The sequence below is a fragment of the Dietzia sp. NPDC055877 genome, from assembly GCF_053615975.1.
In genome coordinates this window covers 51,100-62,104 of record NZ_JBSHCV010000019.1, presented here as the reverse complement: position 1 = coordinate 62,104, position 11,005 = coordinate 51,100, and the positions used below count along the sequence as shown (strand labels likewise).

The window sequence follows — 11,005 nt, the reverse complement described above, 5'->3', positions numbered from 1 at the left end:
CACATACCCCGATCCAGCCAGGGTGTTGCACTAGCTCCCTGAGACCACCCGAGTGGAATTGTGCCAAACGCTCTTCTCGATGAGGGGCGACGGGCGGCGGGCCTCGCGGGAGTCCTTAAGCACCTGCAACGACGAGAGCCCCGGACCTCTGAACGAGATCCGGGGCTCTCCCTTTGGCGGTGGCGGTGGGATTTGAACCCACGGTTGGGGGTTACCCAACAAAGCATTTCGAGTGCTTCACCTTCGGCCGCTCGGACACGCCACCGCGAAGTACGTTACTAGAAACCGGCCCCGTCGCGAAAATCGCCGGGGTCAGCGGCCAGTCAGCGGCCGGTCAGAGCCTGTTCAGGGCAGGCTCTGACCGGCCGAAAGACGGAGTCAGTCCTTGTTGCCGGTGATCTTGCCGGCGACCTCGTTGGCCTTGTCCTTGAGCTTCTCGGCGCCCTGCTTGAGGTTCGCCGAGCCCTGGTCGGCCTGGCCCTCGGCCTGCATGTCGCGATCACCGGAGGCCGCTCCCGCGGACTCCTTCGCGCGCCCGGCCAGCTCCTCGGCTTTGTTCGAGAACTTGTCTCCCACTCCCATGTGGTGCTCCTCTCGATCGCGGCACCGATGTGTCGGCGCCTCGTGAGGCCCACCGTACGTAGGCGAGGTGAACGACTCCACCGCTCGCGGGTCACGATCGGGTCACCGTCGGGCGCGGAAGAAGTCCTCGAGGATCGCGGCGCACTCGTCCTCGAGAACGCCTCCGCGTACCTCCGGTCGGTGCACGAGCCGTCGGTCTCGGACCACGTCCCACAGTGACCCGCAGGCCCCGGTGCGCGGCTCCCAGGCGCCGAAGACGATGTGTCCGACCCGCGCCGCCACCGCCGCCCCGGCGCACATCGTGCAGGGCTCCAGCGTCACCACCAGGGTGCAGTCCTCGAGCCGCCAGCCGTCGCCGAGCACCCGGGCGGCCTCCCGCAGCGCGAGCACCTCGGCGTGGGCGAACGGGTCGCCGTCGGCCTCGCGCCGGTTCGCGGCGGCGGCCAGCTGACGGCCGTCCGGCCCGAGCACGATCGCGCCGACGGGCACATCCCCGGCCGGCGCCCCGGCGGCCACGGCGAGCGCCCGGCGGACCAGCGTCTCGTCGGCGGCCAGGCGCGACGGTGAACTCACGAGTCGGGCAGGTGCCGCTCGAGCTCGTCGGCGAAGTCCATCCGCTCGGCCACCGACTGCAGCTGCTCGTCGGCATAGAGGTCGGTTTCGGAGACGATGATCTCCAGCACCCCCTCCGGCAGCCCGAGATCCTCGAGGATCGCCATGTCGCCCTCACCCCACGGGTCGGTGTCCTCGAGCTCCTCGTCCGACAGGTCGGGCACCTCCACGTTGAGCTCGTCGAGCACATCGGCGGCGAGGTCGTAGTCCAGCGCCGCGGTGGCATCCGACAGCAGGAGGCGCATTCCGGACGGGCCGGGCCGCAGGATCACGAAGAACTCGTGGTCCACGTCCACCAGCCCGAACGAGGCCCCCTCGGTCCGCAGCGAGCGGACCTGCCGGGCGGCGTCATCGAGGCTGGTCAACGCCGTGTCGGCCAGGCGCGTGATGTGCCAGGCCCCACCCTCCTGCATGACGCCGAGGGCGTAGCCGGTCACGGCGTCGTCGCCGGCGTCACTCCCACTGTCGCGGGAGCTTCGGTCGAAGGTGCTGGCCATGGGCTCAACCGTAGTCGGCTGTGAGAACCTTGTCAGGTGACGGATGCGAGGAACGTGTGCGTGCTCGGCGTCGGTCTGATCGGCGGGTCGCTGATGCGGGCGCTCGGGCCTGACAGGGCGTTCGGATGGAACCGGTCGGCCCCCACCGCGGAGGCCGCCACGGCTGCGGGGTTCGACGTCTCCACGGATCTGGCCCACACCCTCGGTCGGGCCGCGCGGGAGGACGCCCTCGTCGTCGTCGGAGTCCCTCTCCCCGCCCTCGACGCGACGCTGGACGCGGTGGCCGAGCACGCGCCGGGCGTCGCCCTGACCGACGTGATCAGCGTCAAGGGGCCCGTCCTCGAGGCGGTGCGGCGGCGCGGCCTGGCGGCGCGGTTCGTCGGCGGGCACCCCATGGCGGGCACCGCACACTCGGGCTGGGACGCCACGGACCCGGACCTGTTCCGCGGCGCGACCTGGCTCGTCGCCGCCGACGACGACGCCGACCCCCACACCTGGCAGCGCGTCGCGGCGATGGCCGGCGACTGCGGATCGCGCCTGATCTCGGCCACCTCCGCCGAACACGACGCGGCCGTCGCCCGGATCTCCCACGTCGGGCACGTGTTGGCCGAGGCGCTCGCGCTGGCCGGGGCGCGCGGCGGCGACCTCGCATTGGCGCTGGCGGCGGGCTCGTTCCGCGACGGCACCCGCGTCGCCGGCACCGCTCCGGACCTGGTGCGCGCGATCTGCGAGCCCAACCGCGACGCGCTGCTCTGCGTGTTGGACGAGTGTCTGGCCGACCTGGCCGCCGCGCGGGAGTCGCTGGCGACGGACGGAACGCTCGGGCCGCTGATCGACGACGGCCACCGCGCGCGCCGCGCCTACGAGGACGTGCAGGTGGGCCGGGGTGACGCCGGACGAGACGACGACGACGACAACGCCGTCACCGACGACGCGATCACGATCCGTCCCGGCGCGCCGGGGTGGCTGGACGTGCTGCGGGCCGCGGGTTCGCAGGGCCGGGCGGTACGCCTGGCCCACTGATCCGCTCTTCAGACGAGGGGCGTACGCATCGAGATGCGCAGGCGCGCCGCGGCCGGGCCGATGAGTCCCGGCTCAGTCCGGGCGAATCAGACGCGGCGGCTCAGGCCCGGAACGTCGAGGATCATGCCGTCGGCGTCGACCGTCGCGCTGGTCGAGGCGGTGGCGGTGATGCCGTGGATGTGCTCGTCATCGGAGGACATGGTGACCGTGTCCTCGGTGACCTCGAGGGTCAGCGAGTCCACCGACAGCACGCGCGCCTCCGCGGAGCCCTGCTGGGTGTCCAGGCCGAGGCGGCGGATCATCAGGCTGGCGAAGAACACACTGTAGGTGACGTCGACGTCCTTGACGCCCTCGCCGCCGACGCGGGAGCGGGTGTCGCTGGGGTCGTCGAGCAGCCACGACCCCTCGGCGTCGCACACCAGGTCGATGGTGCGCTCGTACTCCTCGGTGGAGGTGGTCAAGCGGACCCGACGCAGGGAGTGGTCGGCCGAGATCTCCGCCTCGTACTCGACCGTAAAGGCGTCGTGATCCGAGTGGGTCGCCGAGACGATGCGTCCCCGGGCGCGGGTGGCGTCACCCTTCGGGAGAACTCTGACCTGCTCGATCACCCTGCCGGTCTCAGAGATCCACGTGTACATGCGGGGAGCCGACGCACGCTGTGCTTCGGACAGCGGCGCGGGCGACTGAGAAGCGTTCACAGACTCCACGGTAGGGAAAGTGACACCGAAACGCACATCAGTCCACGTTCCGGGCGCCCGCCACCGGTTGATTTCCCGCCGTCGACATGGCCTCGACCACCTCGGGGACGTGCAATCGGGTATCGGAGTCAGCGCGCCTGCAACTCCACGCGGGCCCGCCGCCACGGGTACAGCGTGACGTTGCGCGAACGTGGCCACTCGCGCCCGCGGCCCACCGGGACGAGCCGGTACCGCTGCAGCACCTGCTGGAGGATGACCTGCCCCTCCATCATCGCGAACGAGGCCCCGATGCACCGCCGCGCGCCGCCGCCGAACGGCAGCCAGGTGGTGGGCGTCGGCACATCACCGAGAAAGCGTTGCGGGTCGAAATCCTGCGGCGACGGGTAGGAGTCGTCCGACCGGTGCGCCAGGACGATCGACGGCGAGATCGTCACCCCACGCGGGTACTCGCGCCCGCCCACGGTGGCCGGCTCCTGCAGCTCCCGCATGACCATCGGCACCACCGGGTGCAGGCGCAGCACCTCCTTGATGACGGCGTCGAGGTATTCGGCGTCGCCCGCGGCCGCCCCGTCCTGGTCGGCGCCGGCCGCGGTCATCTCGTCCACGCAGCGCTCCTGCACGCCCGGGTGGCGGGCCAGCTCGAGCATCGACCACGCCATGGCGGTGGCCGTGGTCTCGTGCCCGGCGGCCACCAGCGTCATGAGCTGGTCGCGCAGCTCCGCGTCGGTCAGACCCTGCGCGTCCTCGGCGGAGGCCCGCACGAGCAACGCCAGGAGGTCGCGACGCTCGGCCAGCGCCGGGTCGCGGCGGGCCTGCTCGATCTCCTCGCCCAGGAACTCGTGGATGGCCGCCAGGTCGCGGACCTCCCGCTTCCACGGCCCGATCCCGCGCAGCGCGGGCATCCCCAGGCCGATCATCACCACGGGGCCGGCGTCGACGGCGCGGGCCACGATCGGCCGCATCCGATCGAGCCGCGCGGTGTCGGAGACGCCGAACACCACCCGCAGGATCACCTCGAGGGTCAGCTCGTTCAGCAGCACGTGCGCGCGCACCCGCCCCGAGCGCGGCCACCGGTCCAACTGCTGGGCCGTGACCTGCTCGACGAGGCCGCGGTAGCCGGCGATCTCGCGGCGGCCGAACGCCGGCGCCAGCAACCGCCGGGCACGGGCGTGGTCGCCGCCGTCCTGGAGCAGCAGCGAGTGCACACCGAGGAGCGGCCGCAGCAGGTCATTGCCCTTGCCGGCGTGGAAGACCGACGGCGAGCCGGCGAACACGTCCTTGACCTGCGCCGGCTCGGAGACCGCCACGATCTTTCGCCGCTGCGGCAGCATCGTGAGCGTGAACGGCACCCCGTACCGCTTCGCCGCCGCGGGGAAGAGGACGACGGGGACCGACAGCGCGAGCAGTGCCTGCAGCAGGTTCGGCAGCCGCGGACCCGGAGGAAGACGAGTGTCCATGTCGGACACCGTACGAGCGGTGGGCGTCCCCCGCAGCCGGTCGGGCCAGACCGCGTCAGCCGCCCGGCGGAAACCGGCGGGTCGCCGGACGTTCATCACAATGGTCTCGTCGTCGTCGCCCTCGGCGCCTACCGTGGGACACATGGCTCTGCTCCCCGTGGACATGGACGCCACGCCCGAGGACATCGTCTCGCTCCTGGCCGTGGACGCCGCCGTGCGCGCCGCGGTCGGACTCGAGCACCACCGCCCCACCGCCGCCGCCCTGCACTGGGTCGGCGAAGAGGACATGTGGATGGCGCTCGTGCGCCCCGGCGAGGGCCGCGCGCTGCTCGCCGGCTGGCACCACGAGTTCTCCCTCACCGAGGGCAGCGGCCGCGGCGGCGAGGCCGGCACCGACCTGGTGGGCGACGCCCCCGGCTGGTGGCGGCGCGGCGTCGAGCACGCGCGCTCCCACGACACCTACCTGGGCTTCCTGTACGGCTGGGACGGCAGCCGGTGGTGGCGCCTGGACCAACCGGTCGACGACGGATTCGACCCCGAACTCTTCCCCGCCACGCCGCTCGCGCTGCGCGACATCATCGACGGCCTCGCCGACGACACCCTGCTCGACGCGCCCGACCGGGACGCCGTGGACGCGCTGATCGCCGCCGGCGCCGAACTCACCGCCGAACATCTGGCGGCCGTCCTCCACGCCCCCGACGGCTGGCCCGAGGTCGACATCGAGGCCGGGGTGCGCGCCGCCCGCGACTTCCGCACCGTCGTACCCGCCTGAAGCGGTCTCTCGCGTGACCCCGGGTGCGGCCGCTCCCCCGCTCGCGCGCAGCCACGGCGGATTTTCTGCCACGATGGTCCCCGTGAAACGACTCGGCTACGTCGCGATCAAGCGGCTCGCCCTCGAGACCCTGGGATGGGCGCTCGTGGTGCTCGGCATCGCGGCGTTGTTCCTACCCGGCCCCGGTCTGCTCATGTTGTTCGCCGGGATGGTCGTGCTCTCCCAGCAGTACGCGTGGTTCGAGAAGCGCGTCGACCCCGTCAAGCGGCTGGCCATGGAGGGCGCCTCGCGTGGCGTTCAGACGTGGCCACCCATCGCCGCATCGCTGCTCGGCGTGGCCTGGCTGGCCGGGATCGGCGTCTTCTGGGGGATCCACCCGCCCGCGCCCGCGTGGTGGCCACTGTCGCCGGAGTTGTGGCTCGTCGGCGGCTGGGGCACCGGTGCGACGCTCCTCTTCTCCGCGGCCCTCGCCCTGGCGCTGCTGATCTACTCGTTCCGCCGGTTCCGCGGCAGCCCGTACGACCACGCGCTGGAGGTCGAGCGCGAGAACGAGCGCCACGCCGCCCGGCGGCTCGAGCGGCAGCAGCGCCGCGACGCCCGCCACGGTGCCGAACCGGCGCACGCCCCGAGTCGCCCCGGATCGTCACCTCGCTGATACCCGGCAGGCCCGGCGATCTACTATGATCTAGGTCACAGTCGGGACTGTCCGGGCCGCGCCGCGTATCCCCCTGTCGACCGTCCCGTCGAGAGAAGGGGCTTTCGTCGTGACCGTTCAGCTCATCGAGATCACCGAGGACGTCGCCGACCGCATGCAGGTCCTCACCACTCCGACGCCCAGCCAGGTGGGCGACGCCCGGATGATCATCATCGACCTGCTCGGCTCGGGGCCGTCGTGGCCGCTGGCCGTGCTGGTCAACCACGTATGCACCGCGTACGAGGCGCCGGACGGCGAACGCCTCATGGTCGACCTGCGCGACCGCGAGGAACTGGCCGACGACGAGCTGCGCGACGAGCCCGCGCTCAAACACGTGCGCTGGGTCCGCGCGACACGGACAGCGCTGCACGAGCTCACGTCGGCGCGCGAGGTGGTGTGGAGCCTGCCGTCGGACGACCCGGACGAGGTCGACCACCCGGAAGTGGAGGTTCTCATGTCGGGTGCGGGGCCGCGCGCGTTCCGTATCTACGTCGGCGAGCCGCTGCCCGACGGGTCCGTGTCGCTGCGGTAGGGGTTGCCCGCCCAGCCCTGGCCGCCGCCGGGCGCCCACGCACCCGCCGCCTGCCCGGCCGGGCCACCGCCCTCGGCGGGTGACGGTTCGGCGCCGGTGGGGACAGCGGCAGCGTCGTCGTCCCCTCCCCGGTAGCGCACCGCCACGGCCAACATGACCGCGCCGACCACGATGAACGACAACACCCGGAACAACCCGGGCAGCGTCGCGAGGTCGAGGAACAGGAGTTTAGCGAGCGCGAGCGCGCCCAGCACGAACCCGAGCTTGCGCGCGTCGGCCACGCGCGGGCTGTCGGTGAGCACGAGCCACGCGGCGCAGCAGATCCACAGCACGGTCACGACGAGGTGCGCGGCCAGGAAGCCGTTGCGCGGATCGCCGGCCAGGTCGCCGAGCACCACGCCGGCCGCCACCAGCATCACCGACAACGCCGCGAGCGCCACCACGGCCCCGACCATCACCGCGCGCGAGGATGCGCCGGGCAGTCGCCGCCCGAGCCACCAGGTCACCACGACCGCCAGCACCGCGAGGGCGAACGAGGCCGCCACGTCGACGTAGGTGAACTCGCGCACCGCCAGCCGTTCGCTCAGTGCGAGCTGCGGCTGGTTTACCCCCATGTACACCAGCAGGGCGAGCCCCGCGACGATCCCGGCGACCCACTCCAGCCACGGCCGCGCCCACCGCCCGGCGGCGAGCACGTACGCGATCGCCGTGAGCGTCAGCGCCAGACCCGTGGTGGCCTGGCCGTCGAGAGATCCCCAGGCGGCCACCAGCAGCACACTGCCGACGCACCCCGTCACCGCGGCGAGCAGTAAGCCGGCCCCGCGCCGCGCATCGCCGGCGGCGACCGCCGCCCGTCCCACCGGCCGCCCGAAGACGTAGGCCAGCCCCAGGTACGCCGCGGCGAGGACGACCCCGACGGGCCAGCCCGGTTCGAGGTAGGTGAGGACCTGGAAGGTGAGCAGGGGGACGGCGCCGGGGACGACGACGAGGGCGGCGTACTCGGCCACCGGTTCCCTGCGGGAGGAGTCGTACCAGGCCACCGCCACTGTCACGACGGCAAAGACGAGCGCGGCCACGATGAGGGCGATCTGGTCACCCTCGGGGCCGGTGTCGGAGGAGGCGAGGTAGCCGGTGAGCATGAACGCAGGCGGGACCGACCAGATCAGGCGGACCACGAGGCCGAGCTCAGCGGCGAGCACAGCGGTGGCGATGCCGACTATGACGAAGAAGATCGGCAGCTCGGGGCCGCTCGAGATGAGTGGGGACAGCGCCATCGTGCCGGCCGCGACCAGCCCGGCCAGCACCGCGGACCTCCAGCGCTGGGCCAGGATCATCCCGACCAGCGCGAGGCCGCCGACGAACATGTAGGCGGCCGGCCCCGGGATCCACTGGTAGAGCACGGAACTGGCGATCCCGTCGAGCATCGCCGCGGCGAGGCCGGTCCCCACCAGCGCCAGCGCGCCGGGGTTGACGGGCCGGCCCTCGGTGGCCTCGTGCCGCGACTGCAACCGCAGGCCCAGCCCCACCAGAATGACGGCCAGGACCGCGGCGCCGATCACGCGGGCGATCGGCGGGAACAGTCCGGCCTGGATTGCCACGACCAGCAGGAACGCGACGCCCGCGAGCATGATGGCGCCACCGATCGCGGCGATGACCATGGCGGCGTTGATGCGCGAGGGCCGGGCGGGCCGACCCTGCGCCGGCACGGGCCGCCACGGCCGGTCGGCGGGCTGCGGCGACCACGGGCCGGGCTGAGCCGGCTGCGGGCCGGGCTGGCCTGGCGGGGCGCCCCGACGCGGGCCGGGCTGGCTCGGCTGGGCGCCCATCGGCGAAGGCCCCGGCCGCCACGGCCCGCCCTGGTGCGGTGGCGGGACGGGAGCCTGCGGGCGCCACGGACCGCTCGCCTGCGCCGGGGCCGGGCCGGCAGCGGGCGTCGCCTCGCGTGGTGGCGCGGCCGCGGCCGTCTCCCCCGCCCCCTGCGGCGATGGCGCCGCGGCTGGGGTGCCAAGCGCCGACAACCCCGCACGGATCTCAGCCACCTCGCCGGCGATCCGGCCCAGGCGGGCGTCGACATCGGCCAGTGTTCGCTGTACGTGGTCAGGCTGTTCGGGGTTCACCCCTGAATCTTCTCCCGAGCCGCGCCCGGCGTCTACGGGATAGTGCCGACAAGCCACACGTCAGCCGCCGGAGTCGAGCCCAGCAGTGGAGATGGCGAGCGCGGCCAGATCGTCGCCCGTCAGTCCCGGGTAGCCGTGAATCATCTCGCGCCATCGGGTCGGGAACGCCGAGGCACCCCAGCGCGCGCCGAGCAACCCGCCGGCGATCGCGGCGACGGTGTCGGTGTCGTCGCCGATCGCGATGGCCGTGGCCAACGATTCGGCAGCGTGCCGGCACGGGTCATCGGCGGACACCGGCGTGTGGTGGATCGACGACCACGCGGCCTGGAGCGCGGTGACCACCCACCCGTTCGGAGTGAAGCGCGAGGGCAGCTCCTGCTCTGCCTCGTCGATCCGGCTCGCCCAGATGGAGCGGGCTTCGTCGTCGTCCAGGAACGCCAGCCCACTACGGATGTCGAAGACCCGCTCCCGGACCGCGCGGTCGATCGCCAGCGACCACAGGAGGCAAGCCTGGCCGGCGCTCGGATCCGCGTGCGTCAGCGCGCTCACCTCGGTCGCCGCTCGGGCGATGGCCTCCCGATCACCCAGGTGGGCGAGCGCGACGGGAGCAGTGCGCATGAGCGAGCCGTTCCCGGCGGAGCGCTCATGCCGGGCCGAGAAGCGGACAGCCGCCTCACGCACCGCGGCGGCGGTGGGTTCGGATCCGGCCGCGTGCAGGACCGCACGGGTCTGATTACCGATGTCCGACGGGCCGGAGTCGTACCAACGGCGGAAGTGCCGCGCGATCGTGGTGAGCGCCCCCTCGGCCAGCAGTCCGTCACCGCGGGAGGCCGCGTCGAGGACACACCAGGCCATGGTGGTGTCATCCGTCCACTGGCCGGGTGCGAATCCGCCGAGCCCGCCGCCGATCATGTCCGGGCCGCCGGGGCCCAGCGGCGCCGAGCCGAACTCGTAGCCCGCTCCGAGCGCGTCGCCGACCGCCGTGCCGATCATCACCCCGGCCACTCGATCCCGGAGAGCTGCCTGGTCCTCGCCGGTCGTCTTGTCGCCCGTTGTCATGCCGTCAGCCCTCCGAGTCGATGGGTTGGTTCCGCGCGCCCTGAGCGGCAGCAGCCGAACGGGAGCGCAGCACCATGGTCACGCCGATCGCACTGATGGCCATCCCCACCACCGCGATCACGGTGATCGGGACACTGAACATGAGCCACACCCACAGCATGGTCGTGGGCGGGGTGAGGTAGAGCAGCACGCTCGCCACGGTGGCCCCGCGGGTGCGGGTCACGTACACGAACATGGCGTAGCCGCCGAGCGTGGACAGGAACACCAGCCACAGCACGGCCAGCCAGAAGTCGAGTTCCGCCGGCAGCGGCGTCTGACCCGCCACCACGGAGACCGCCACCAGCGCGAGGGCCGTCACCACCATCTGCATGGTGATGGACTGCAGCAGGGACTCGGTCGGCCTGAGCTTCTGGGTGAGGACCGTGCCGGTGGTCAGCGAGAGCATCCCGGCCGCCGGGAGCAGGTAGGCCCACCACTGCGCGGACCCGCCGCCCAGGTCCCCGGAGACCACCACCGCCACGCCGGCCAGCCCCAGCACCATGCCGATCCACATGGTCGGGGTAATCCGTTCGCCCAGGATCCTCCCCGCGACCGTCGCCACCAGCAGCGGCTGGAGCGAGGCGATGAGGGCCGCCGTCCCGCCGTCGACCCCCTGGTTGACGCCCTCGAAAATCAGGAAGAGGAACCCCGCCTGGCTGAGCAGCCCGATGACCGCCTGCCGGCCCCACGCCCGTCGGTCCGTCAGGTCGACCCGCAACGCCAGGCAGACCGTCACGAGCATCACCGCGAGGATCGAGAACCGCCAACTCAGCAGCTGTAGCGGGGTGCCGCCCGCGCGGATCCCGAGCTCGGCCCCCACGAATCCTGAGCTCCACATGACGACCAGAGCCACCGACGCCAGATGGCCGGCGGTGCGGCGGTGGGCGTCTCGAGCAGGGGCGGGCATGTGCTGAGGCTACGAA

Annotated in this window: 12 protein-coding genes and 1 tRNA gene; 4 read left to right on the top strand and 9 right to left on the bottom strand. The window is 72.5% G+C overall.

The window, feature by feature from the left end:
- Positions 1–174: 174 nt before the first annotated feature.
- The 4 genes from ACWGLC_RS15420 to ACWGLC_RS15405 all read right to left on the bottom strand — a co-directional run bounded on the left by ACWGLC_RS15420 (position 175) and on the right by ACWGLC_RS15405 (position 1,691).
- Positions 175–265, bottom strand: a tRNA-Ser gene (locus tag ACWGLC_RS15420).
- Positions 266–378: 113 nt separating this feature from the next.
- Positions 379–582: a CsbD family protein gene (locus ACWGLC_RS15415; RefSeq protein ID WP_452100699.1), complete on the bottom strand. Its 204-nt coding sequence runs from the start codon at positions 580–582 to the stop codon at positions 379–381.
- Positions 583–684: 102 nt separating this feature from the next.
- Entirely contained in the window at positions 685–1,155 is a 471-nt protein-coding gene (locus tag ACWGLC_RS15410) for a nucleoside deaminase (RefSeq protein ID WP_452100698.1), read from the bottom strand.
- Positions 1,152–1,691 (bottom strand): tRNA adenosine deaminase-associated protein, encoded by a 540-nt coding sequence (locus ACWGLC_RS15405; RefSeq protein WP_452100697.1) that lies wholly within the window; start codon positions 1,689–1,691, stop codon positions 1,152–1,154. Before ACWGLC_RS15405 ends, ACWGLC_RS15410 begins: the two co-directional genes overlap by 4 nt.
- A 36-nt stretch (positions 1,692–1,727) precedes the next feature.
- On the opposite strand from ACWGLC_RS15405, the gene ACWGLC_RS15400 reads away from it, so the two are divergent.
- Complete coding sequence (locus tag ACWGLC_RS15400; protein ID WP_452100696.1) at positions 1,728–2,714, top strand: prephenate dehydrogenase; 987 nt, start codon at positions 1,728–1,730, stop codon at positions 2,712–2,714.
- An 86-nt stretch (positions 2,715–2,800) separates the two neighbouring features.
- Here the strand turns inward: ACWGLC_RS15400 and ACWGLC_RS15395 are convergent, their stop codons facing one another.
- Entirely contained in the window at positions 2,801–3,412 is a 612-nt protein-coding gene (locus ACWGLC_RS15395) for a putative glycolipid-binding domain-containing protein (protein ID WP_452100695.1), read from the bottom strand.
- A gap of 128 nt (positions 3,413–3,540) precedes the next feature.
- Positions 3,541–5,013, bottom strand: coding sequence for a cytochrome P450 (locus ACWGLC_RS15390; RefSeq protein WP_452100694.1), 1,473 nt, complete (start codon positions 5,011–5,013; stop codon positions 3,541–3,543).
- On the opposite strand from ACWGLC_RS15390, the gene ACWGLC_RS15385 reads away from it, so the two are divergent.
- From ACWGLC_RS15385 to ACWGLC_RS15375, 3 genes are all read left to right on the top strand, one after another.
- Positions 5,012–5,641 carry a hypothetical protein gene (locus ACWGLC_RS15385; protein WP_452100693.1) on the top strand — a complete coding sequence of 210 codons (630 nt, stop codon included), beginning with the start codon at positions 5,012–5,014 and terminating at the stop codon, positions 5,639–5,641. The two genes, ACWGLC_RS15390 and ACWGLC_RS15385, sit on opposite strands and share 2 nt — an antisense overlap.
- Before the next feature lie 73 nt (positions 5,642–5,714).
- Positions 5,715–6,296 carry a PGPGW domain-containing protein gene (locus ACWGLC_RS15380; RefSeq protein WP_452100692.1) on the top strand — a complete coding sequence of 194 codons (582 nt, stop codon included), beginning with the start codon at positions 5,715–5,717 and terminating at the stop codon, positions 6,294–6,296.
- 109 nt (positions 6,297–6,405) lie between these two features.
- Positions 6,406–6,867, top strand: coding sequence for a hypothetical protein (locus ACWGLC_RS15375; protein WP_452100691.1), 462 nt, complete (start codon positions 6,406–6,408; stop codon positions 6,865–6,867).
- Here the strand turns inward: ACWGLC_RS15375 and ACWGLC_RS15370 are convergent.
- From ACWGLC_RS15370 to ACWGLC_RS15360, 3 genes are read right to left on the bottom strand one after another with little or no spacing between them, the layout of a single operon-like run.
- Complete coding sequence (locus ACWGLC_RS15370) at positions 6,822–8,984, bottom strand: DUF2339 domain-containing protein (RefSeq protein ID WP_452100690.1); 2,163 nt, start codon at positions 8,982–8,984, stop codon at positions 6,822–6,824. The two genes, ACWGLC_RS15375 and ACWGLC_RS15370, sit on opposite strands and share 46 nt — an antisense overlap.
- A gap of 60 nt (positions 8,985–9,044) precedes the next feature.
- Complete coding sequence (locus tag ACWGLC_RS15365; RefSeq protein WP_452100689.1) at positions 9,045–10,043, bottom strand: ADP-ribosylglycohydrolase family protein; 999 nt, start codon at positions 10,041–10,043, stop codon at positions 9,045–9,047.
- Between the two features lie 4 nt (positions 10,044–10,047).
- The gene (locus ACWGLC_RS15360) at positions 10,048–10,989 is read right to left on the bottom strand and encodes a DMT family transporter (RefSeq protein ID WP_452100688.1); all 942 of its coding nucleotides are present in this window, start codon (positions 10,987–10,989) and stop codon (positions 10,048–10,050) included.
- Between the last annotated feature and the right edge of the window lie 16 nt (positions 10,990–11,005).